The following is a 21,233-nucleotide window of genomic DNA, read 5'->3' as shown; positions in this document are numbered from 1 at the left end:
CCAAGACCAAATGGACGATTACCAATACGACTGCGCGAGCGCGGATATCGACATGCTCGCGCACGTGATCAGCGATCTCTTCCCCGAGCAAACGCAATTCGCCGAGCGCATCGACGACGACGGCCGCACTTCGCTGATGATTCACTACATCGCGATGCGCTTCGGCTCGACGGCGCGGCGCATCACCATCGACGTGCGCTTCGATCCTGGCGCGCTCGCGCGATACCGCGCGCTGCCGCCGCGCTTGCAGGCGCGCAGCTACGCGGTGCTGCGGGCCTATGTCGAGGCGACGCTCGGCTCGCTGGAAGAACGTTATGCGAACGGGGAAGCGGTGCCGCGCGAGCTTGAGATCGAAATGGGCGATGACTTTGCGTGAGCGCGCTTAGGGCTGCGCGTGGAGATCGAGGGTGTCAAACCGCTCGAAGCAGTTCGAGCGACCAAGGCACCTTCACGCCATCGAGGCGTATGGATTTCGTCTACCCGTTGAACGTATGGCGCTTGCAGCGTTGAAAGCGCACGCCGTTGCTTGCGCTCAGCGGTATTTGCGAAAGAGGGGCTCTTGCAGATGCCGAGGCGTTCACGGTTCATCAGAAACCCTTCAGTCGAGAAGCTCAAGCGTCGCGATACACCTTCGCGAATCGCGCCGCCTTGACCACGCCGTAATCGCCCGCTGCATACTGCATGACCCAGTCGCCGGGCTCGCCTGTCAGCACGTCGCCCGCAGCGGAGCGCGCGATGCTGAACGGCTCCTGCATCTGCTTCGCGAGCACGACGCTCGGCCGGTTCCGATACGTGCCCGGCTCGCCATGCGCGATGCCCCCTTCAGGCGCGTACTTCGCGTCGAAACGTTCGCGCGACACGACCCAGCGTTCGCCCGATGCGCCCGTCACGATGGCGTCGCCCGTCGCATAGCGGTTCGGTCCTTCGAGACTCATCAGTTCACCGGCGGCAGCCGCGAATACTACGGTAACGGCCTCATTCTTTACGACGCGGCGCGCGAGAGGATCGGCGAAGAGGTCGGGTTGGGCGAGTTCGAGCATGGGAAAGATGAATACATGAAGACGGGGTGAAGACCGCGATGCTAACGGCTATCGCGGCATTTTGCATCCATCATGCCGCACGCAGCATGCAGCATGCCGCATGCAAAATGCAAGAAGGCCCGCATCGATGAAATGCGGGCCTCTCGTTCCGGGACAATCGCCGCTTACTTAGGGCTTCGTCGTCGATGCAGCGTCTGCACCCGACGCGCGCGGATGCCGCGACCCATGTTCACGGCGACCGTGGTGTTCCCCTTCCTGACGGAAGCTCGTGTCGGCGAGCTTCTTCTGTTCCGGCGAGAGGCTCGCGTACAGCGGCTCGAATGCGTCGACCAGACGCTTCGTACCGTCTGCATTGGCTTGCGTGATCTGCTGATACTGCTTCATGTCGTCGAGTGCCGACATAGTGTCACGTTGCGCAATGCGTTGGCGATACAGATCCGCCATCGTGCGGGCGTTTTCACGCATGGCGTCGGCGAAGGGCGCCCACTGTGCTTCCTGCGCGGACGTGATCTTTAAACTCGAATGCAATTGGGCGATGCGTTCTTCGACGCGCGCTTCGCGCTTCGAGCCTGCGGGCGCGGACGCCGACGCGGGCTGGGCGGCGACCGCAGGAGCGGACGCGCTTGCCACAGGCGCGGACGATTGTGCGAAGACCGCCGTGACGGCGCAGGATGTCGCCAGTGCGACGAGTGTTTTTTTCATTCGTAAGCCTTTCGATCAATGGAAAAGTGGCGAGCCGCGTGGCCCGGCCCCCGTTCTGACAACAGGGCCGGCTCGACCGCGAGAATGACGCCATCGCCCGATATTAGTATCACGAATGAGCGACAATTCGCCTGCATTGCCACAACTGCTTACATTCGATACGTCTCTGGAAAAATGCCATCGAATAAAGAATGCAAAACAAAGCCATGCAAAGCCAAGCGAAGGGGATGACGACATGAGACCACCGCGCCTCGATCAACTCGATGACATCGACCGCAATCTGGTCGCGCTGTTGCAGACCAATGCCCGCGACAGCGTCGCGAATCTCGCGCGGCAACTGGGCGTCGCGCGCACGACGGTCATTGCCCGCATGGCGCGGCTGGAGAAGAACAACGTGATCGCGGGCTACGGCGTGCGGCTCGGGCAAGACGTGCTCGACGCAAGCATTCAGGCGTACGTTGGTATCAAGCTCGCGCCGAAGTACGGCCGCGACGTCCAGAAGCGTCTCGCGCGCATGCCCGAAGTTCAACTGCTGTGCGCGGTGAGCGGCGAGTTCGATTATGTCGCGTGGCTTCGCGCGGATTCGCCGGACCGTCTCAACGACATGCTGGACGAGATCGGCGCGCTCGAAGGCGTCGAGCGGACGACGACATCGATCATTCTGGCACGCAAGATCGACCGCACCGGCTAAGGCATGCAAACTACAAACCGCATCGAACGGTCGTCTAACTGACGAAAACCATCGCCGTTTCGCATCATTTTGCGTCTAGGATCAATATTCGCGGGCTCCTACACTGAGGCGTTCATGCCCCAACAAGGAGACAAAGATGAAAGTGGCACTGGTCGGCGCCGGATTGATCGGTCAAAGCATTGCGCATTTGCTGCGTGAAACGGGCGACTTCGAGGTCGTCGCTTTCGATCGCGATGAACACGCGCTCGCGCAACTCGACGCGCAGGGCATCGCGACGCGCCGCGTCGATTCGGCCGATACGCCGGCCTTGCGTCACGCGCTCGGCGGTTTCGATGCGCTCGTGAACGCCCTGCCGTATTACCTCGCGATCGGCGTGGCATCCGCGGCAAAGTCGGCGGGCGTGCACTACTTCGATCTGACCGAGGACGTGCGCGCGACGCACGCGATTCGCGCCATCGCCGACGGATCGCATACTGCATTCATGCCGCAATGCGGGCTCGCGCCGGGTTTCATCGGCATCGTCGCGCACGATGTCGCCGGACGGTTCGACAACTTGCGCGAAGTGAAGATGCGCGTGGGCGCGCTGCCGCAGTTCCCGACCAACGCGTTGAAGTACAACCTGACGTGGAGCATCGACGGCCTCATCAACGAGTATTGCCAGCCGTGCGAAGCAGTACGCGAAGGCCGCACGCAATGGGTGCAGCCGCTGGAAGGCGTTGAACATTTCTCGCTGGACGGCATCGAGTACGAAGCGTTCAACACGTCGGGCGGACTCGGGACCTTGTGCGAAACGCTTGCGGGAAGAGTCGAGACGCTGGACTACAAGTCGGTGCGCTATCCGGGGCATCGCGACCTGATGAAGTTCCTGCTCGACGACCTGCGCATGTCCACCGACCGCGACGGCCTCAAGGCGATGCTCAAGCGCGCGGTCCCCTCGACGGCGCAGGATGTGGTGCTGATCTTCGTCACGGTGACCGGCATGCGCAGCGGCAGCGATCAACTGGTCCAGCAGGTTTTCACGCGCAAGATCGTGGCGAAGGATGTATGCGGTATTCCAATGAGCGCGATTCAGATCACGACGGCGGGCGCCGTGTGCGCCGAACTGGATCTGTTCCGCGAAGGCATCTTGCCGCAGAGCGGCTTCGTGCGGCAGGAGCAGGTTCCGCTGGATGCGTTCCTCGCGAACCGCTTCGGCAAGCTCTACGAAGGGGCGAACGCGCTGGAGACGACGCGCCGCCTCGCGGTCGCATAGCACGCTTGGTCATGTGTGAGCGACGAGGCGCGCTAGCAAACGCGCCTCGTCGTCCGCGGTCGAGGCCGTGTTGTCGAACATTAGCAGATCGGCGGCGAGCGCATCGTCGGGAAAGAAAAGACGCTGCCGGTAGTCCTCCCAGTGCGCGAGTTTGTATGCATCATGCGGATCAGCGCGCGCGGCGATGCGCTCGCGCGCCACGTCCTCTCCGACATGCACCCACACGACGCGAATCGTCACATCGTCGTCGATGCCGAGCCATGCGCGATCGAAGAGCCGCCGCTCGCGCACTTCACGCGATAGCGGCGCGACCACGACCACGCTCACGCCGAGCGCGAGATTTTCCGCGGCCGTATCGACGAGACTTCGATACTCCGGGTCGCGCAGATGCTTGATGAAAAGCGGGCTGTCGCGGTCGTGCGGATCGCCCGTCAGCGCGCCGATGGCCGCCGCGCTGTACGCGCCGTAAAGCGTGTCCTTGTCGAGCAGGCAGAACGGCTCGCCCGTTTCGCGCATGAGCGGCGCGAACAGGCGTTTCGCGAGCGTCGTCTTGCCGGTTCCCGCGTGACCGCAAAAGAAAAGCAGATGCTTCATAAGATCGTATCTTGTATGCAATCGTCATCATGCGCGGTGATAGCGAATTATCAGCGGTGTCGACGGGTACTTGGTGAGCGTCGTGTTACCAATTCCCGCGTGACCGCAAAAGAAGAGCAAATGCTTCGTGGAATCGTATCTTGAATTCAACTGTTGTCATGCTCGCGTTGATAGCGGTTCATGAGCGGTGCCAACACGTGCTTCGTGAGCGTCGTCTTGCCGTTCCAGCGTGACCGCAAAAGAAAAGCAGACGTTTGATGAGATCGTATCTTGTATCCAACTGTCGTCAGGCGCGCTGAGCAGTGCCAACAGGTGCCTCACAAGCGTAGCGTTGCCGTTTTTAGCGTGACCGCAAAAGAACAGCAGATGCTTCGTGAAATCGAATTTTGTATTCAGTCGTTGTCACGCGCCCGCTGATAGCGGTTCATCAGCGGCGTCGATGTCACGCCGTGGACGATGACCGACGCCGTTATCGCCGCGATGATGATGGGCGTGAGCGGGGCGGCGACCTGCTTCGGAGCGTGCTCGATCGCGTAAAGCAGATAGTAGAACGATCCGACTCCGCGGATGCCGAACCAGCTCATTAATAGCCGCTGCCCGCGCGACGCACACGACCCGACGAGCGACGCCTGCACCGCCAGCGGCCGTATCACGAGAAAGAGACCGCCGATGACGATGACCGCGCGCCACGTGAAGATATCGCGCCACATCGTCGCGAGAACGGAGCCGACGAGCAGCATGATCGCCACTTCGGCGATGCGCTCGAGTTCGATCGTGAAGCCGTGCACGCGCTCGGCCATGAACGCGTACGCGCGGTCGGGATCGGCTGCGGTCGCGCTGAGATCCCCGACATCCACGGTGCCGACGGCTTCCCGCGCGCCCTTGTCGCCGCTTTCGCGATGCTCGACGCGCCGCATCGCAAGTCCTGCCGCGAACACGGCGAGGAACGAATACGAATGCAGCAGCTCGGCGACGCCGTACGACAGCGCGATCAAACCGAGCGCATAGAAGCCTTCCGACCCCAACGCTTCGCCGTGGCGCGTGCGCAGGTAGCCCACCACGCGCACGGTCAGTTCGCCGAGCAACCAGCCGCTTATAAGCGCCGCGAGCGTGCCCCATACGGCCTGCAGGACGAAGCTCCACTGCAACGCATCGTGCGGCGATGCTTCGAAGCGACACACGGCAATGCCGAGCAGCGCGAACGGTAGCGCGATGCCGTCGTTCAGGCCGCCTTCGGCGGTCAGCGAGAAGCGCAGCAGATCCGTGTCGCCGGGGGCTTCGACCTGAACGTCGTGCGCGAGAACGGGATCGGTCGGCGCGAGCATCGCGGACAGCAGCAGCGACGCGCCCCACGACATGCCGAGCCCATAGGTGCATAGCAGCGTCAGCACGCCGATCGTCAGCACCATCGCGAGGAAGCCCAGACGCAACGGCAGCAGCCAGCGGCGGTCGGTGGGCGGCACGCGCAGGCGCAGTCCGATGGCGAAGAGCGACACCAGCATGCCGACCTCGGTGATGAGGCGCAGCACCGCCGTGTCGCCGTCGAGCCGGATATGCAGCAGATTCGCGACACCCGGCCCGAGCAGGAAGCCGATGGCCAGATAGCACATCGCGGTGCTGATCGGCAGGCGTTTGAACGTCGAACTGGCGAGCGCCATCAGAATGAGCACGCCGCCGACGACGAGAAACCAGATCGTCTCGGTCATGAAAGCCTTGAAGCGGTGAGTCGGTTCGAGCCGGGCGAAGGCCAATGGGGTGGGGCGAGCACGGAGCATGCCCGTGGGCGGCGTTCGGCGTAAGATGGCCGGGCATCGCCATCGGCTCGTCTTTGTCTTCGCGTTACGTACAACGGTCAGGGAGGCCAGCATGTCACAGCATTTCGATGCGGTCGTCATCGGCACAGGGCAGGGCGGCTCGCCGCTTGCCGTGCGACTCGCGCAGAGCGGCAAGCGCACCGCCGTCATCGAGCGGCATCTGTTCGGCGGGACCTGCGTGAACTTCGGCTGCACGCCGACCAAGACCTATGTCGCGAGCGCGCGCGCGGCGCACGTTGCGCGCACGGCGGCGAAATACGGCGTGAATATCGGCGGACCCATCACGGTCGACATGGCGCGCGTGAAGGCGCGCAAGGACGAGGTGATCGGCGCGTCGCGCAACGGCATCGAGCAATGGCTCCATGAAACGCCGAATGTGACGGTATTCAAAGGACACGCGCGCTTCACCGGTCCGCATGCGCTCTCTATCGAAGGCAGCGACGGCGAAACGTACGACATCGACGCCGGGATGATCTTCATCAACACCGGCACGCGCGCCGCGGTGCCGGCCATCGACGGGCTCGACAGCGTGCCCTATCTCACCAATTCGAACGTGCTCGAACTGACGGAAGTGCCCGAGCATCTCGTGATCGTCGGCGCAAGCTATATCGCGCTGGAGTTCGGCCAGATGTTCCGGCGCTTCGGCAGCCGCGTCACGCTGCTCGTGCGCGGCGAGCGCATTCTCACGCGCGAGGACGCCGATATCGCCCGCGCGATACAGGACGTGCTCGTGCGCGAGGGCATCGAATTTCGCTTCGGCGCAGAGCCGCAACGCGTCGAACGGACGAACGACGGCGTGCGCATTTCGCTGCGTGGCGAATCCATCGACGCGTCGCATCTTCTCTTCGCGACGGGACGCACGCCGAATACCGACGATCTCGGACTCGACAAGGCCGGCATCGACGTGAACAGGCACGGCATAATCGACGTGGACGGCCAGCTGCGCACGAAAGTGGATGGCGTCTGGGCAATCGGCGACGTGAACGGACGCGGCGCATTCACGCATACGTCGTGGAACGACTATGAGATCGTCGCGGCCAATCTGCTCGATGGCGAATCGCGCAGTGTGGATACGCGCATCATGACGTACGCGGTGTTCGTCGATCCGCCGTTCGCTCGCGTCGGCATGAGCGAGGAGGACGTGCGGCGAGACGGTCGCGAAGCGCTGATCGCGACGATGCCGATGTCGCGCGTCGGCCGGGCGCGGGAACGCGGCGAGACGGACGGTTTCATGAAAGCGCTCGTCGATGCGAAGACGAAGCGCATTCTCGGCGCGGCGATTTTTGGAATCGAGGGCGACGAAGTGATTCATACGTTCGTCGACATCATGAATGCGGACGCGCCGTACACCACGCTGCAACGCGCGATGCATATTCATCCGACGGTGAGCGAGCTTGTGCCGACGTTGTTGGGTGACCTGAAGCCGCTGCGGTGAGGGCGATGGCCGCGGCTGCATATAAGACGCGACGGCATTTTGAGTGCCAAGGCGCCGAGCGGGGCGCGGCGCGCAGGGTGACCGAGGTGGTCGTTGACTTCGTCGGGCCACCAGACGCCGCTGGCACAGAAGGCCCGCGGTATTTTGCGTGCTGGACGACGCATTATGAAAGCCAACGGGCGACGTATGACGCGCCACGCAGGTTTAGCCGATGGTGAGCGAGTTAGCGTTCACTTTCGTCCGGCCAGTCGCGGTCGAAGCCTTCGATGGCCTCGCCCATGAAGTTGTCCATCGTCTTGACGCCGCTGGCACCACCGAGCCCGCCGACATCTCTCGTACTGGGCGACGGCATTAAGGATGCCAACGCGGCACACACCGCGCTGCACCCGGTGCACGTTGAACCGACGGCGAGCGAGCTTAAGTAGCCGCTGTTGAGCTTCTCAGTTCGCCGGCACGACCGCGCTCGTCGCGTTTCGTGTATAGCGCGGCGGCATTGTGTATGCCGACGCGCGATGCACGACGCGCCATGCGGCTTCCGCCGATGGCGAGCGCGTTGGCGTTAGTTTTGTCGGACGGTCTGACGCCCCAGGCACAAGCGAGCCCGTCGGAATCTTGCGTACTGGGCGACGGCATTATGAATGCGAACGCGGCATACACCGTGCTTCGCGCGATGCACGTTGAACCTACAGTGAGCGAGCTGAATCAGCCGCTTTTGAGCGATATTGATCCGCCTGCACGACCGCGCTCATCGCGTTTTCTGTAGAACGCGACGGCATCACGAATGCTGTCCCGCGACGCGGGACGCGCCATGCGGCTCGAACCGATGGTGAGCGAGTCACCGTTTTTTCGGACGACCTGGCGCCGCTGGCCCAACACAGCTCGCCGGGAATTCAGCGTACTGGACAACGGCATTATGAATGCCAACGCGACATACCCCGCGCTGCACCCGATGCACATTGAACCGACGGTGAGCGAGCTGAACTAGCAGTTGTTGAGCGGCCTCGATCCGCCGACACAACCGTACCGTTCGCGTTCCCGCTAGAGCGCGACGGCATCTTGAATGCCAACGCGCGACGCAGGGCACGCCACGCAGCTTCAACCAATGCTGAGCGAGTCGGCGTTGACTTTGCCGGACGACTTGACGCTGCCAACACAACCCAGCCCAATTACGTCCCGGAAACGCGGCGCGGCGAGCATCATGAATGCCAAGACCGCATGCACCCCGCCGTAACGCACGACGAACAACGGTTGGACGGTGGGCGACGAAATCGCCCCGACATCGTCCGGCGTGCTAAAGCCGCCTTCGCTCTCGCGCACTCGGTTGCAGGCGCTGGACTAACCGCCGCCGCGCCGCCCGTCTCTGGCATTGAATACAGACGCGCCTCACAGGCGCTGCCGTACAACTCAGTCGCCAACGCTCGAAACGCGGAAGTAACGCCGACCCACGTCTCAAGCCTCCACCGGCGGCTTCTGCACATTCTTCGCCGCGACCCCAGCCCCTCGCGTTTCGGGCATCGCGAGCCAGACGAGCGCGACCGCGATCGCGCCCGCCGCCGCCAGCCCGAAGAAGCTCATCGCCGTGCCGAAGCGGTCGGCGGCAAAACCGGCCGCCGCCGTCGATAGCGTCGCGCCGACGCCCGCCGCGAGGCCAAAGAAACCGATCGTCAGGTTGTAGTGGCCGCGTCCGCCGGCGACATCGGCGGCAATGAGCGGCAGCATCACACCGAACACGGCGGCGCTGATGCCGTCCAGCATCTGCACCGGCACGAGCAGATACGGACTGCTGACGCCCGCGAACAGCAGCGCGCGCACCGGCAACGCACAGAAGCCGAGAATCAACACCGGACGGCGTCCCCACTTCTGCGCCTGTCGTCCGACCCAGGGCGAAAGGGCCGCCACGATGAACTGCGGCACAATAATGCACGCCGCGATCACGAGTTGAACGTTGTCGCCCATGTGCGCCGTGACTTCGCCGGCGGCGAGATTCAACATCGCCGCGTTCGAAAGGTGGAACAGCACGACGCACGCGGCGAAGATCAGCAGGCGCTTGTCCTTCAGTAGTTCGCGCAGCGATTCGCGCTCCTCGCCCTCCGGCGTGAGCTTCGGCTTGCCGGGCGTGCGCGGCACTGCGGGCAGCGGTTCGTAGTGAATCATCCGCAGCGCGAAAATGGCCGGCAGCGCGAGCGCCGCCGTCAGGAAGAACACCGAGCGCAGCGACAGATACTCGCCGAATGCGCCCATCAGCGCCGCCGTGAGCGCGCTGCCGATCGACGCCCAGCGCGCATTGCGCCCGAGCCGGTCGCCGAGATCGGCGCGCGAGACGAGCGCGAGCGAGATCGCGGCCATCGCCGGGACCAGCATGCAGCTCGCGAAGCCGTGCAGCACTTCCGCCGCGAACACGGGGACGAAGGTCGGACTTGCGGCGAGCAAGAGCGCGCTCGCGATGATCGCGACGATCGCCGAAAGGGCCGCGAACTTCTTGTTGCGCATGGCGTCGACGAGCGCGCCCGCGGGAAGCTGGCTCGCCATCGCGCTGATCGTGCCGACGGACAGCATCAGGCCGATCTCGCCCTGCGTCCACTTGTTGGCCGCAAGGTACGAAGCGATGAACGGGCCGAAGCCGGTCTGCACGTTGGCGACGAAGAAGTTCAGCCAGTCGAGCGCGCGCAGACTGCGTGCAATTACCATGTCGTGAATCGGTTATCCATGTGGTGTTCCGTTATCGGGCCGGGCGCGCGCCGGACGAGGGCGTTTGCGCCGCGACCGCGCCCGAGGCGGTCGTGCCGCCGGAGTTGGCCGAGCCCGCTCCGCTCGCCGCGCCGCTCGCCGCCGCCGACGAAGCCGGCGCGGCAACGACCGGCGACACGATCTTGATCGGCTGCTCGGGCGCGTAGGTGGGCGCGGCTTTCAGTTGCGCGTCGTTGAAATCCATTTGCAGCGCGAGTTGCTTGTTGCGCGACACCACCTGCAGATCGCCCCAGTTCACCGCGACGTGGCGCTTGTCCGCGGCGAGCGAGCTCGACAGATCGACGACGAGCGCCTGCGGTTGCGCCTGCGAATCGACGAGCACGTCGACCACGCGGCCGATGCGCGCGCCGTTTTTCTGCGTCACCGTCGAATCGACGAGCTGCATGAAGTTCGACGGCGCCTCGCTGACGGGCTGCGGCTTCGGCACCGGGTCCGCTGCTGGCTTGCCCTTCGCGGGCGGCGGCGGTGGCAGGAAGGTGATCGGCGCGGTCTTCGAATTCGGCGTGAAGCGAAACGCCGTCCACGGGAAATTGACCTTGCGATCGCCGATGCCCATGAAACCGGACAGGTTGACCATCAGCAACTTGGGTTTCGCCGACGGATCGACGTACAGATCGACCGCGCGGCCGACCACCTTGCCATCGGGACGCTGAACTTCGGCATCGAGCAGGCCGTGAAGCTGGTCGTGCTGCATGAGGCGCGTCGAGATGATCTGCGGCGGGGGCGGCGGCTCGGGCGGCTCCGGCGGCGGCGTCACGACCGGCTCCGGCGGCTTCGGTTTGACGACGCGGCGCTTCGGCTTCGGCGCGGGCGCCGGCTTCACGGCGGACGCGGGCTCGGGCACGGTGACGACCGGGGCCGGTTCTTCCGGCTCGTTGGTTTCGGTCTCGCTCGGCCCCGGAATGTACGAATGCTCGACGATGGGCGCGGGCGTCTGCTGCTGAAAGATCCCGCAGGCCGACAGGCTGCACGCGCCGAGCACGACGAGCACCGACGATAGCCGCAGCGCGCGAATGCATTGGACGAGGGCGCTTACCAGAGCGAACAATCGCGCCGCCGCGCCCCCGATCGAAAGAGCCGGCGCAAAGGCGGCCGCGCCGACCGACGACGCATCGCCCCGATGCGAGATACCGCCTGCCATCACAAACGCTCCATGTGTCCGGGCCGCCTTCCAGTTTTTGTTGGTGTCGATGAACGCGCTGCGCGCGCGCGTCCCTGTTCGTTCGATGCGCTCATGCGCCGCGCGCCGCCGGGTTGTCGCCAGCGTCCCCGGCGTCCGCGTTCTTGGCGAGGCGCGCCGCCGTATCGGCCGCGCCCATTCTCGCGGCGGCTTCACGCGCGGACAAGCCGCCCTGATCGCGGGCGTCCGGATTCGCGCCGCGAGCGATCAGCAAATCCAGAATCTCGACGCGGTTGAACATGGCCGCGATCATCAGCGCGGTGCGGCCATCGGGCGATGCGCCTTCGACATCCGCGCCGTGATCGAGCAGCGTCTCGGCGACATCCTTAAAACCCTTGAATGCGGCTCCGGCGATCGGCGTCTGGCCGTTGTCGTTGCGCATGTCGGGATCGGCGTTGTATTCGAGCAGCACGCGCACCGCGTCGGCGTGGCCGTGATAGCTCGCGAGCATCACGAGGCTGTCGCCTTTGTCGTTGCGCAGGTTCGGCGGCAAGCCCTTCTGAAGCCAGACTTCGAGCAGGGCGGCATCGCCCCGGCGCGCAGCGTTGAAGACTTCGTTCGCGAACGCGATGGTCTCTTCGTCGGGGCCTTCGCGCCCCGGTTGTTCCGGGTTCTGATTGCTGTCCTGCTGCATGTTTGGCTCCGTGTCGGGCGCTCTGCGGCGCGCCGTTTCGTCGTGATGCATTCGATGATGCGCGTGGACTTGCGCAAACGCTCGAAAGAGGCGAGCGCGCGCCGGCTCATCGGGAGCATACACAGGTTGATGATGCTCCGCGCCTGAGTGCGTGCCTGCGGCGATGGTCGATGGAGAGCCCGGGCAGCACGTTTTGCGCCAAGGCTTTCGCCGCTCGCGACGGCTTGACGCCGCAGCGCGCGCGCCCTTAGTCTCGATGCCACCATTCGCAACTATCGACCGCCCGCGCGATCACCGTTCGATGCAAGCTCCATCCAATACTCAAGCCAGCGTGCGCCGCCGCGCGCCCGCCGCCGAACGCAATCGCGATGCGATTCTAACGGTGCTCGCACGCGTGCTGCCGCCAGGCGGCACGGTTCTCGAAATCGCGAGCGGCACCGGCCAGCATGCGGTGCATTGCGCGGCGGCGCTGCCGCACATCGTCTGGCAACCGAGCGATCCGGACGCCGCCGCGCGCGATTCCATCGCCGCGTGGCGCGCGCATGCGGGCCTCTCCAACCTCGCCGCACCGCTTGCCATCGACGTGACCGAGAGCGACTGGGGCATCGGCGACGTGGCGGCGGTCGTTTGCATCAACATGATCCATATCGCGCCGTGGCAGGCGGCCGAGGCGCTCTTTCGCGGCTCGGCGAAGCGGCTGGCTGCGGGCGGCGTACTGTACCTCTATGGGCCGTATCGGCGCAACGGGGCGCACACCGCGCCGAGCAACGAAGCATTCGATGCCCAGCTGCGCGCCATCGATTCGCGCTGGGGCGTGCGCGACATGGAGGCGGTCGAGGCGCTCGCGCGTGACGCGGGATTCACGCTCGCCGAAGCCGTTCCGATGCCGGCGAACAACTTCAGTCTCGTGTTCGTGAAAGACGCGAAGCCGTAGGCGCGGCTGCGTGCGGCTTTCCGCTTGCGCCGAAATGCGCGTCGCCGTGTAGACTGCGGAAGTCGTTCGTCGTGTCGTTTTTTGCGCCGCTCCGACGGCGCGTACCCCGATCTCCCTCTACCGGAGGCGTTCTACATGCACGCAGCGTTGCCGCAAGGCGATGAGGATGGCGCTCTGACCGATACGCCGGGAAGCCCGCGCGACTTGCGCCGCACCGACATTCATCCCGATCACTGGTATCCGCTCGCGTGGTCGGGCGAAGTGAAGCGCGGCCGCGCGCACGCGGTGCGCTTTGCCGGCGACCCGATCGTGCTCGTGCGCACGGACTCGGGCAAGGTGTTCGCGCTCGAAGACCGCTGCGCGCATCGGCAAGTGCCGCTTTCGGCCGGCGTGGTCGACGGCGAGTCGATTCGCTGCTGCTATCACGGCTGGACCTACGACTGCACCGGCCGCTGCACCGACATTCCGTATCTCGGCCGCGAGCGTCTGCCCAACGGCGTGCGCGCATATCCGTGCCGCGAGGAAGCGGGGCTCGTCTTCGTCTTCACGGGCGACCCGCAGCGCGCAGCCGCCGCGAAGTTTCCTTCGCTCGTGAGCGCGACCGACAAGGCCTACAAGACGCGCCGCTTCGGCCGCGAAGTGAAGTGCCATTACACGTTCATGCACGAGAACCTGATGGACATGAACCATCAGTTTCTGCATCGCCGGCAGATGGGCAGCATGCGGGCGCGCTCGCTCGGGCGTCGCCGGGGCGAGGACTGGATTGAAGTGGATTACACCTTCGCGCGCGAAGCGGGCAAGCAGCCGATCGGCGAGGCGCTCGTGTTCGGGCAGAAGCGCGGCGAGAAGCCGGACGCCTCACAGAAAGACGTGATGACCATCCGCACGGACTACCCGTACCAGACGCTCAAGATCCGCACGAAGGACGACACCATGGTGATGGACCTGTGGATCGCCTACGTGCCGCTCGACGCCGAGCAGCGCACCAACCGCACCTTCGGCCTGTTGTCGATCCGCCGCCCGAAGATTTCCGGCCTGCTCGACGTCGCGTGGCCGCTGCTCGTGTGGTTCACCGAGCGCATTTTCAAGGAAGACCGGTGGATCGTCGAGCGCGAGCAGGAAGCGCACGACCGGCAGGGCGCCGACCACAATCACGAAGTCTTTCCGGTCATCAACGAACTGCGCGCGCTTCTGATGGAGCACGGCGTGCCGCATCGGGCAGCCGGCGCGCATCCGGGCGACGGCCGGCGCGTGCATCGCATCGTGCCGGTGCAGGAAGTGCCCGCGCCGTAGGCGACACGGCGGCGCGACACTGCGGCGCGGCGGGCCCGGATTGCGGCCGTCGCGCGGCGGCGTTATACAGGAAGCGTGCACAGCTACGAAGGCAGACCATCATGAACGACGACCCGACCGATCCGCGCCCGCCTTCCCCAAACGTCGACGAAGCGCATCCGGATGTCGAGCATTTCGATGCGGCCATCACGCACGTCGATGAATCCGTCGCCGCCGGACGAATGGCCGCAGGCGCGGCAAAGGGCATCTTGTACAGCCTGATCGAGACGCTCGGCACGCTCGTCGGCGATCCCGATCTGCCTTCGCACGCCCGCTCGGGCTATGAAGGGCTGCTGGAGACTGCTCGGGAACTGCGCGCGAAGATCGAGCAGTAGTGTTCTCGCTTCGCGCTTTTCGGAAGGAGCGCAGGCGAGCGGGCTGCTCGCCCGTTGTGGGCTTGCCTGCGCTTGCGACTCGCTGTCGCGCGGGTTTCAGCGTTCTCTGTCTTCTTTTTCCTTGGCAACCGCCGCGCGGCTTGCCAGCCGGCGCACGCGCGCCCGTCGTGCGTTGGTTTTCTGTCAGTTTCGTGCCTGGTTGCCAAATATTTGCGCGCTAGCAAATACTGGTTAACCACACGGTGAAAAAAAAAGACACCAGTACGCGCGATTCTTTCGAATTCCATCCGCAAGCCATACACTTGCCAGCGATAAAAGTTGCGCTCGCGGCGCGATAGCGCGCCGGTTTCAGCGTCAACGACGAAGAATCCGCTCATACCGCACAAAGCAAGAGGAGAAGAAATGAAAGGCTTCAGACTGACCAAGGCCGCCGTCATCGCCGCGACCGCGTTCGCAGCCGCCGCGCCGGCGTTCGCTCAGAGCAGCGTGACGCTGTACGGTATCGTCGACGATTCGATCGTCTATCAGAACAGCCAGACGAATCTGGCGCGCAGCCAGCCGGGCCGCTCGAACGTGAAAATGGCGTCGGGCATCTGGGCGGGCAGCCGCTTCGGCCTGAAGGGCGCGGAAGATCTGGGCGGCGGCTACAAGGCCATCTTCCAGCTGGAATCGGGCTTCGATATCAATAGCGGCACCCAGCAGTTCACCAACGCGATGTTCGGCCGTCAGGCCTGGGTCGGTCTTACGAACGCGAACTACGGCACGGTGACGTTGGGCCGTCAGTACACGTCGTACTACACGCTGCTTTCGCCGTATAGCCCGACGAACTGGCTGACCGGCTATTTCGGCGCGCACCCGGGCGATATCGACAACATGGACACGATCTACCGGGCCAACAACTCGGTCGTGTACACCTCGCCGAAGCTGTACGGCTTCACGGTGAGCGGCTCGTACTCGTTCGCAGGCGTGCCGGGCAGCGCGTATCAGGGCTCGGCGTGGTCGGCGGCGGTGCAGTACGCGCAAGGTCCGGTCGGCATGACGGTCGCATTCGAGCGCTTCAACAATGCGGCCAACGGCGGCGGCATCTATAGCGGCAGCTCGGCGGTGGTCAACAACACCGCGGCCACCGACGGCACCGGCCAGCCGGGCGTCTCGGCGCTCACCGCGGGCTATCAGCGCGCGCAGGCGCAGAACCGCTTCGCCGTCGCGGGCGGCTACGCGTTCAACAGCGCGTGGGACATCTCGGTGACGTACTCGAACGTGCAGTACATCCCGGGCGTCAACTCGCTGTTCACGGATGAAGCCATCTTCAACACGGCGGGCACGGTGCTGCACTGGAAGGCATCGTCGGCATGGGACTTCGCCGCAGGCTACAGCTACACGTGGACGAGCAAGGCGAACGGCATCACGAGCGCGGCGACGTACCACCAGTTCAACCTGTCCCAATACTACGCGCTCTCGAAGCGCACGGGCTTCTACGCGCTCGAAGCGTTCCAGCGCGCGAACGGCAACACGCTGTCCGCGCCGACGGGCAACACGCCGGGCCGTCAGGTGACGGCGAACGCGACGCTCGGCGACGGCTTCCAGAATGCGCCGTCGGCCACGCGCAACATGTTCGGCGCGGGCGTGGGCATCATCCACCGCTTCTAAGCTACACCTGCTTCACAGCGAAACCGGACGCCTCGGCGTCCGGTCTTTTTGCCTTCACATTGCGCGAACGGTTTGCGTCAGATAAACATCCCGCCCGACACCTCGACGCGCTGGGCCGTCATCCAGCGGTTGCCGTCGGAGAGCATCGCGGCGATCGCGCCGCCTATGTCGTCAGGCAGACCCACGCGCCCGAGCGCCGTGTTCTGCGCGACGAATTCGTTCACTTCCTGATCGTCGCGTACGACGCCGCCGCCGAAATCCGTTTCGATCGCGCCCGGGGCGATGGTATTGACCTTGATGCCGTGCGGTCCCAGCTCCTTCGCCAGATAGCGCGTCAGCACTTCGACGCCGCCTTTCATCGCCGCATACGCCGCGTAGCCCGGCAGCGCAAAGCGCGTCAGTCCGCTCGACACGTTCACGATGCTGCCTTCCTCGTGCAGAAACGGCAGCAGCGCCTGCGTCAGAAAGAAGGGCCCCTTCAGGTGTATGTTCACGAGCTGGTCGAACTGCTCGGGCGTCGTGTCGGCGAAAGCCGCGTGTATGCCGATTCCCGCGTTGTTCACGAGAAAATCGAAGTTCGTGCGATCGAACGATTGTTCGAGCGCCTTGCATACTTCATCCGCGAAGGCGCTGAAGGTTTCGCTGCGGGAGACGTCGAGCTGCAGCATCGCGCACTTGCAGCCGAGTTCCTCGATCTCGCCGGCCACGGCTTCGGCTGCGGCCGCGTCGCTGTGCCACGTACCGATGATGCCCACGCCCTGTTGCGCGAGCTTGAGTGCCGCGCTGCGCCCGAGCCCGCGGCCCGCTCCCGTGATGACTGCGACTTTCGCGCTCATGGTTCCGTCCACTTGCTGCTCCTTTGGGGTTCGTCCTGCGAGTTGCGTTCCGCGAGTCGTATTTCGTATTGCATCGGGTGACTACAGCACTTTAGGACGACGCGGTCCGCAATGGAAACGTTGCGCGATGTTCTGCGGAGCACCGCATCGGGCGCGTGGCTTGCTTCGAAAAGACGACCTTAAGCATCCGAGGAGAAGCAGCGATGACAGCGAAAACGAATTCGAATGCAAAAGACGAGACCGGCTCGACGTCGGGCTCGGGCGACCCGGTCGGACTCGAGCGGCCTTTTCGCCTGTTCGCCGTGGAGCAGCGGGTGCTGGCGCAGAACGTCGATGGCAAGGTGATCGACATCGGCGCGATGGAATCGAACGGCGGTGAGTATTGCGCGCGCCTCGACGTGGACGACATCGCGGTCGAGCCGAAGCGCAGCCCCGAGCTTGCGCTGAAGGCGCTGGTCGATAAGCTGACGTTCGATTATCTCGACGGCCTTTTCACGAGCGAAGGCGAAGCCGAGGTGGCCGGCCGCTTGCAGGATTTCCCGAGCGTCGAGTTCGAACTGGAAGAACCGCTGCCGCGAGATATGGTGGATCGGACGCCGCCGCATTTGTTCTAGCGAGCGCTCGTTGTTCGGACCAGTGCCGAAAACGCATACAGAATACCGGACGGTCGGAGCTGGTCCGCAAGGCCAAGGTTGAGCGGCTCCTGAGCGCGTCCCGGCGACGCGCGCTTCTTTCTAGCAGACGTGCTGTATGCGCAGATACATCGTCATGAATTCTGTATGCAGATGGATCTGCCCCTCACGTTCCGACCGGGAGCGCGCATAACTGGTCACGCAGGGAAGGGAATGCATCCAAAAACCCGGGTGTGCTGAGCCGATTCGCGAGGCTCGGATCGACCGTCTCGTTGAGCGCAGCCCCGGCGACGCGCGGCTCTTTCTTGCAGACGTCTTCGAGCAACGGATTCATTTTCGTGAATTCTGAATACGAATCGATGGGCTCGCACGTGTAGGCCTCTTTCGGGATCTGGATCGGCCGGTCGAACGTAAGGCCGTGCAGTTGTCCTTTCTGCCGTAGCCATTCCGCCGGAATCAGCGGTAGCAGATCGGCGGGATCGCGCGGCGGGCTCAAATAGCCGCCGCCCACGTTCGCGTGCGCGCCCGCGAACCATCGCTGTTCGAGCGGCAGCGGCCCGCGGTCCTCGGTTCCCTTCGTCCAGAGCGTAGGCTTGTAGAGCGAGCGGAATTCGTTCGCGGCTATCGCGTGATACGCCGCGCGCGTGCTGTTCGCGAGCGTGGTGTCATGAAAGTTGTAGTAGCTGGAGAAGCCCGGCACCGGCAGCCCGCCGATAGGAACACCCAGTTCGCCGACGGTATCCCACACGCCGATGAACGCGACGTTCACCTCGCGCGCGAACTGCTTGCGGTACGCCTGCACGGAGTCGTCGGATGGCCCGACGCCCTGGTCGCGATAAATGCCGTACGCCTGATCGATGGATGCATCGCTCCAGTCGTTCGACAAACCGCATTTGCGGATGAGGCCGGCCAGGCTGCGTGCGGAGTAGGCGCCGCGCGAGAAGCCGAAGATATAGATCGATGCATCGGGCTTGTACCGCTGGCACAGCCACGCGTAGCCACTTTTGATGTTCGCGGAGAGGCCGTCGCCGAACGCGCCGCCAAGAAACTTGTTCGCCAGCGCAAATAGGCCGTTGCCCTGCGTGCCGACGCCCGGCACGTACAGCGTCTCCTGATCGTCGGTCTCGGGCGCGAGTTTGTAGAGCAGGTAGGCGTTGGTTCGGTCGTTCGGCTCGTTCCAGGTGCCGTCGAAGAAAATGGCGAGTCTCATGGCGGGCGTCTCCGGAACGTAGCGTTTGAGCTAACAGATAGGAGATGGCTGCGCCGCCCGCAAGGCCGCCTTTGCATGCAACATGCAGACGGCGCGGCGACGCTGTATTTTGGCGGATACGGGAGAGGCTTGCGATCGAGCATCGACGCACGCATCCCGTCTTCCTGCGGAGGTGAATTATGAATACCAAACCCCTGAGGGTTGTCGCCCTGATTGCGGGCACCATGCTCGCGAGCGCGACGGCGCATGCACGCGACGATGGTCCGCGTTTCGCGCAGGATCGTCTCGATGCACTCGTCGCTCATCATGCGGAGGCGAGTCGGCACATATCCCATGGGCCTAGACAGGCAACGCCGCCCGAGGGCCGCGACGCACCCAAAGACGCGTCTTGAAAGTAGTTGCATTCGCCGTTCTTCCCCGTGGCTTCCCATGATGCGACGCACGGGAAGGCGCATGTCCGCGAATCCATCGTCGAAAATGGTATGAGAATTGCTGCCGGCCCCGAGGCTCGCGGCCACCGCGCCGACGATCCTCCTCGCTGACCTCACTCAAGGCCATATGAACCGGACGACACCGACCCAGAAATCAACCAAAGCCCTATCCATCGCTCTCATCAGCGCGACCGTCCTCGCGGCGGGCTGTTCCGGCATCGGCCCTACGCGGCTCAAGGCCGATCAAGTGGACTACGCCCGCGCGCTCGGCGACGCGCAAAAGCGCGAAATCCTTGCCGCCATCGTCGGACTCCGCTTCGCCGACGCGCCTTCGTTTCTCACGGTGAGCAGCATCATCGCCGCCTACACGTTTGATGCCACGGGCGGCGCAATTTTGAATGCAGGATCCGGCGCGCAGCCGAACTACGCGCAGGCCTCGGGCAGCGTGTCGTATTCCAATCACCCGACCTTCACCTTCACTCCGACGACCGGCGACGCGTACGCCAGTGCGTACATTCGCCCGCTCTCGCCGACGCTTGTGTTGCCGCTCGCAGAAAGCGGGATTCCGGTCGACTTGTTGCTGCGCATTACCGCGCAATCCATCGCGGGCCTGCAGAATGGCAATGCGCTCGGCGGTCCCAACGCGTCGGGCGCGCCGGAGTTCTTCCTGTTGCTTCAGGCGCTGCGCCGGCTGCAACTTGCCGGCGAATTGAATGTGGAAACGCGCGACCAAGATCATCAACCGCGTATTTTCATGACGCTCGGCGCGACGCGCAGCGGCGCGAACAAGCAGACTACCGACGACCTGGCGCTCGTGCGCCGGCTCTTGCATCTTTCGCCGAAGATGAAGACCTACGAGATCGTGTACGGGCAGTCGGCTGATCACGATCGCATTCCGATGGTCACGCGCTCGGTGCTCGGCATCCTCACCGATTTGGGCGCGCAGATTCCGGTGCCGGATGCGCAGGTCGGCAGCGGAGCGACGAAGCCGACGATCGGGCTCATCGGCGGCGAAACGCGTCCGACGATCGTCGTCAAAGTCGGCGAGAAAGCGCCGCCGGACGCCTATGTGAGCGTGCTTTACGACAAGTCGAATTACTGGATAGACCGCGCCGACTTCGACTCGAAATACGCATTCACCGTGGTACAGAACCTGATGGCGCTCGGAGAAGTGACGGATACGGCGAAGGCACCGGTCGTCACGATTCCGGCGAACTGATGCGCGGCATTTCGCATGCGACGTGTTGCATGCAGAATGCCGGCCGCAGTCTGTGCGCGGTTGCATAGCCTGTCGTTCGCATTCAGCCGCAGCGACGCGCGGGTCGAAGCGTTGCTTTTCGAAGGCGCCGCTAACCTTGAAGCGGACGCGGGCGGGAAAGCTCCGCGACGCGGGCGGCCGGCTTACCTCAGCCTCACCCGCGCGCCCCGCATTTGGGTGCGGCGGGTCGCATGCAGGATGCCGGCCGCAGCCTTTCCGTATACGCAGACGCTGACGCTCGCGTTGAGCCGCAGCGACGCGCGTCGGCTGCATGCCTCTATCTAAATCGCGCGTCCCGCCTTTTGCATGCGCCGTGTTGAATGCAGAATGCCGGCCGCAGCCCTTCCGCACACGCATACACATACGCCCGCGTCTGGCCGCAGCGACGCGCGGGTCGAAGCGTTGTTTTCCTAAAGGTGCCGCTATTCTGGAAGCGGACGCGGACGCAAAGCTCCGCGACGCGCGTTGACCGCATGCCTTAACCTCCCCGCGCGCCCGCATTTCGCATGCGGCGCGTTGCATGCA

Annotated in this window: 21 protein-coding genes; 11 read left to right on the top strand and 10 right to left on the bottom strand. The window is 64.3% G+C overall.

The features are described from left to right. The first annotated feature begins 10 nt into the window (after window positions 1–10). A complete protein-coding gene (locus tag JYK05_RS06855; RefSeq protein WP_175940382.1) occupies window positions 11–376 on the top strand; it encodes a DUF3022 domain-containing protein in 366 nt (121 codons plus the stop codon). A gap of 235 nt (window positions 377–611) precedes the next feature. Here JYK05_RS06855 and JYK05_RS06850 read toward each other — a convergent pair whose 3' ends face one another. Further along, window positions 612–1,040, bottom strand: a complete 429-nt coding sequence (locus JYK05_RS06850; RefSeq protein ID WP_206466468.1) for a PGDYG domain-containing protein — start codon at window positions 1,038–1,040, stop codon at window positions 612–614. Window positions 1,041–1,208: 168 nt separating this feature from the next. Beyond that, window positions 1,209–1,742, bottom strand: a complete 534-nt coding sequence (locus tag JYK05_RS06845) for a Spy/CpxP family protein refolding chaperone (protein WP_206466467.1) — start codon at window positions 1,740–1,742, stop codon at window positions 1,209–1,211. Window positions 1,743–1,977: 235 nt separating this feature from the next. Between JYK05_RS06845 and JYK05_RS06840 the strand changes: the two genes are divergently transcribed. Next, window positions 1,978–2,433 carry an Lrp/AsnC family transcriptional regulator gene (locus JYK05_RS06840; RefSeq protein WP_175940379.1) on the top strand — a complete coding sequence of 152 codons (456 nt, stop codon included), beginning with the start codon at window positions 1,978–1,980 and terminating at the stop codon, window positions 2,431–2,433. 136 nt (window positions 2,434–2,569) lie between these two features. Continuing rightward, window positions 2,570–3,685 carry a saccharopine dehydrogenase family protein gene (locus JYK05_RS06835; RefSeq protein WP_206466466.1) on the top strand — a complete coding sequence of 372 codons (1,116 nt, stop codon included), beginning with the start codon at window positions 2,570–2,572 and terminating at the stop codon, window positions 3,683–3,685. A 9-nt stretch (window positions 3,686–3,694) separates the two neighbouring features. Here the strand turns inward: JYK05_RS06835 and JYK05_RS06830 are convergent, their stop codons facing one another. Then, entirely contained in the window at window positions 3,695–4,279 is a 585-nt protein-coding gene (locus tag JYK05_RS06830) for an ATP-binding protein (RefSeq protein WP_175940377.1), read from the bottom strand. Window positions 4,280–4,671: 392 nt separating this feature from the next. After that, window positions 4,672–5,985, bottom strand: a complete 1,314-nt coding sequence (locus JYK05_RS06825) for a sodium:proton antiporter (protein ID WP_206466465.1) — start codon at window positions 5,983–5,985, stop codon at window positions 4,672–4,674. 160 nt (window positions 5,986–6,145) lie between these two features. Between JYK05_RS06825 and JYK05_RS06820 the strand changes: the two genes are divergently transcribed. Continuing rightward, a complete protein-coding gene (locus JYK05_RS06820) occupies window positions 6,146–7,528 on the top strand; it encodes an FAD-containing oxidoreductase (RefSeq protein ID WP_206466464.1) in 1,383 nt (460 codons plus the stop codon). 223 nt (window positions 7,529–7,751) lie between these two features. Here JYK05_RS06820 and JYK05_RS26515 read toward each other — a convergent pair whose 3' ends face one another. Further along, on the bottom strand, window positions 7,752–7,880 hold the full coding sequence (locus tag JYK05_RS26515; RefSeq protein WP_256443303.1) for a hypothetical protein: 129 nt from the start codon (window positions 7,878–7,880) through the stop codon (window positions 7,752–7,754). Window positions 7,881–8,309: 429 nt separating this feature from the next. On the opposite strand from JYK05_RS26515, the gene JYK05_RS06815 reads away from it, so the two are divergent. Beyond that, a complete protein-coding gene (locus tag JYK05_RS06815) occupies window positions 8,310–8,513 on the top strand; it encodes a hypothetical protein (protein WP_206466463.1) in 204 nt (67 codons plus the stop codon). A gap of 464 nt (window positions 8,514–8,977) precedes the next feature. Here JYK05_RS06815 and JYK05_RS06810 read toward each other — a convergent pair whose 3' ends face one another. The 3 genes from JYK05_RS06810 to JYK05_RS06800 all read right to left on the bottom strand — a co-directional run bounded on the left by JYK05_RS06810 (window position 8,978) and on the right by JYK05_RS06800 (window position 12,090). After that, window positions 8,978–10,216, bottom strand: coding sequence for an MFS transporter (locus JYK05_RS06810; RefSeq protein WP_175940374.1), 1,239 nt, complete (start codon window positions 10,214–10,216; stop codon window positions 8,978–8,980). A gap of 31 nt (window positions 10,217–10,247) precedes the next feature. Further along, on the bottom strand, window positions 10,248–11,417 hold the full coding sequence (locus tag JYK05_RS06805) for a hypothetical protein (protein ID WP_206466462.1): 1,170 nt from the start codon (window positions 11,415–11,417) through the stop codon (window positions 10,248–10,250). A gap of 91 nt (window positions 11,418–11,508) precedes the next feature. Further along, entirely contained in the window at window positions 11,509–12,090 is a 582-nt protein-coding gene (locus tag JYK05_RS06800) for an ankyrin repeat domain-containing protein (RefSeq protein WP_175940372.1), read from the bottom strand. Window positions 12,091–12,391: 301 nt separating this feature from the next. On the opposite strand from JYK05_RS06800, the gene JYK05_RS06795 reads away from it, so the two are divergent. The 4 genes from JYK05_RS06795 (at window position 12,392) to JYK05_RS06780 (ending at window position 16,341) form a co-directional block, all read left to right on the top strand. After that, a complete protein-coding gene (locus JYK05_RS06795) occupies window positions 12,392–13,024 on the top strand; it encodes a DUF938 domain-containing protein (protein WP_206468168.1) in 633 nt (210 codons plus the stop codon). A 135-nt stretch (window positions 13,025–13,159) separates the two neighbouring features. Further along, entirely contained in the window at window positions 13,160–14,317 is a 1,158-nt protein-coding gene (locus JYK05_RS06790; protein WP_175940370.1) for an aromatic ring-hydroxylating dioxygenase subunit alpha, read from the top strand. Window positions 14,318–14,418: 101 nt separating this feature from the next. Continuing rightward, complete coding sequence (locus JYK05_RS06785) at window positions 14,419–14,691, top strand: hypothetical protein (protein WP_175940369.1); 273 nt, start codon at window positions 14,419–14,421, stop codon at window positions 14,689–14,691. A 402-nt stretch (window positions 14,692–15,093) separates the two neighbouring features. Continuing rightward, window positions 15,094–16,341: a porin gene (locus JYK05_RS06780; protein ID WP_175940368.1), complete on the top strand. Its 1,248-nt coding sequence runs from the start codon at window positions 15,094–15,096 to the stop codon at window positions 16,339–16,341. 77 nt (window positions 16,342–16,418) lie between these two features. Here the strand turns inward: JYK05_RS06780 and JYK05_RS06775 are convergent, their stop codons facing one another. Next, window positions 16,419–17,177 (bottom strand): SDR family NAD(P)-dependent oxidoreductase, encoded by a 759-nt coding sequence (locus tag JYK05_RS06775; protein WP_206468167.1) that lies wholly within the window; start codon window positions 17,175–17,177, stop codon window positions 16,419–16,421. A 203-nt stretch (window positions 17,178–17,380) separates the two neighbouring features. Between JYK05_RS06775 and JYK05_RS06770 the strand changes: the two genes are divergently transcribed. Then, window positions 17,381–17,791 carry a hypothetical protein gene (locus JYK05_RS06770; protein ID WP_241269863.1) on the top strand — a complete coding sequence of 137 codons (411 nt, stop codon included), beginning with the start codon at window positions 17,381–17,383 and terminating at the stop codon, window positions 17,789–17,791. Window positions 17,792–17,975: 184 nt separating this feature from the next. On the opposite strand, the gene JYK05_RS06765 is transcribed toward JYK05_RS06770, so the two are convergent. Further along, a complete protein-coding gene (locus JYK05_RS06765; protein ID WP_206468166.1) occupies window positions 17,976–19,019 on the bottom strand; it encodes a DUF2235 domain-containing protein in 1,044 nt (347 codons plus the stop codon). 558 nt (window positions 19,020–19,577) lie between these two features. Between JYK05_RS06765 and JYK05_RS06760 the strand changes: the two genes are divergently transcribed. Further along, complete coding sequence (locus JYK05_RS06760; protein WP_206468165.1) at window positions 19,578–20,669, top strand: hypothetical protein; 1,092 nt, start codon at window positions 19,578–19,580, stop codon at window positions 20,667–20,669. Window positions 20,670–21,233 lie beyond the last annotated feature (564 nt).

The organism is Caballeronia sp. M1242, assembly GCF_017220215.1.
GTDB lineage: Bacteria > Pseudomonadota > Gammaproteobacteria > Burkholderiales > Burkholderiaceae > Caballeronia.
The sequence above is the reverse complement of the archived record's forward strand: the minus strand, read 5'-3'. Positions and strand labels throughout refer to the sequence as shown.

Excerpts from the sequence above, each read along its gene's own strand:
- JYK05_RS06855 (WP_175940382.1), top strand. The coding sequence starts at position 11 with ATGGACGATTACCAATACGACTGCGCGAGCGCGGATATCGACATGCTC.
- JYK05_RS06850 (WP_206466468.1), bottom strand. The coding sequence starts at position 1,040 with ATGCTCGAACTCGCCCAACCCGACCTCTTCGCCGATCCTCTCGCGCGC.
- JYK05_RS06845 (WP_206466467.1), bottom strand. The coding sequence starts at position 1,742 with ATGAAAAAAACACTCGTCGCACTGGCGACATCCTGCGCCGTCACGGCG.
- JYK05_RS06840 (WP_175940379.1), top strand. The coding sequence starts at position 1,978 with ATGAGACCACCGCGCCTCGATCAACTCGATGACATCGACCGCAATCTG.
- JYK05_RS06835 (WP_206466466.1), top strand. The coding sequence starts at position 2,570 with ATGAAAGTGGCACTGGTCGGCGCCGGATTGATCGGTCAAAGCATTGCG.
- JYK05_RS06830 (WP_175940377.1), bottom strand. The coding sequence starts at position 4,279 with ATGAAGCATCTGCTTTTCTTTTGCGGTCACGCGGGAACCGGCAAGACG.
- JYK05_RS06825 (WP_206466465.1), bottom strand. The coding sequence starts at position 5,985 with ATGACCGAGACGATCTGGTTTCTCGTCGTCGGCGGCGTGCTCATTCTG.
- JYK05_RS06820 (WP_206466464.1), top strand. The coding sequence starts at position 6,146 with ATGTCACAGCATTTCGATGCGGTCGTCATCGGCACAGGGCAGGGCGGC.
- JYK05_RS26515 (WP_256443303.1), bottom strand. The coding sequence starts at position 7,880 with ATGCCGTCGCCCAGTACGAGAGATGTCGGCGGGCTCGGTGGTGCCAGC.
- JYK05_RS06815 (WP_206466463.1), top strand. The coding sequence starts at position 8,310 with ATGCTGTCCCGCGACGCGGGACGCGCCATGCGGCTCGAACCGATGGTG.
- JYK05_RS06810 (WP_175940374.1), bottom strand. The coding sequence starts at position 10,216 with ATGGTAATTGCACGCAGTCTGCGCGCGCTCGACTGGCTGAACTTCTTC.
- JYK05_RS06805 (WP_206466462.1), bottom strand. The coding sequence starts at position 11,417 with ATGGCAGGCGGTATCTCGCATCGGGGCGATGCGTCGTCGGTCGGCGCG.
- JYK05_RS06800 (WP_175940372.1), bottom strand. The coding sequence starts at position 12,090 with ATGCAGCAGGACAGCAATCAGAACCCGGAACAACCGGGGCGCGAAGGC.
- JYK05_RS06795 (WP_206468168.1), top strand. The coding sequence starts at position 12,392 with ATGCAAGCTCCATCCAATACTCAAGCCAGCGTGCGCCGCCGCGCGCCC.
- JYK05_RS06790 (WP_175940370.1), top strand. The coding sequence starts at position 13,160 with ATGCACGCAGCGTTGCCGCAAGGCGATGAGGATGGCGCTCTGACCGAT.
- JYK05_RS06785 (WP_175940369.1), top strand. The coding sequence starts at position 14,419 with ATGAACGACGACCCGACCGATCCGCGCCCGCCTTCCCCAAACGTCGAC.
- JYK05_RS06780 (WP_175940368.1), top strand. The coding sequence starts at position 15,094 with ATGAAAGGCTTCAGACTGACCAAGGCCGCCGTCATCGCCGCGACCGCG.
- JYK05_RS06775 (WP_206468167.1), bottom strand. The coding sequence starts at position 17,177 with ATGAGCGCGAAAGTCGCAGTCATCACGGGAGCGGGCCGCGGGCTCGGG.
- JYK05_RS06770 (WP_241269863.1), top strand. The coding sequence starts at position 17,381 with ATGACAGCGAAAACGAATTCGAATGCAAAAGACGAGACCGGCTCGACG.
- JYK05_RS06765 (WP_206468166.1), bottom strand. The coding sequence starts at position 19,019 with ATGAGACTCGCCATTTTCTTCGACGGCACCTGGAACGAGCCGAACGAC.
- JYK05_RS06760 (WP_206468165.1), top strand. The coding sequence starts at position 19,578 with ATGAACCGGACGACACCGACCCAGAAATCAACCAAAGCCCTATCCATC.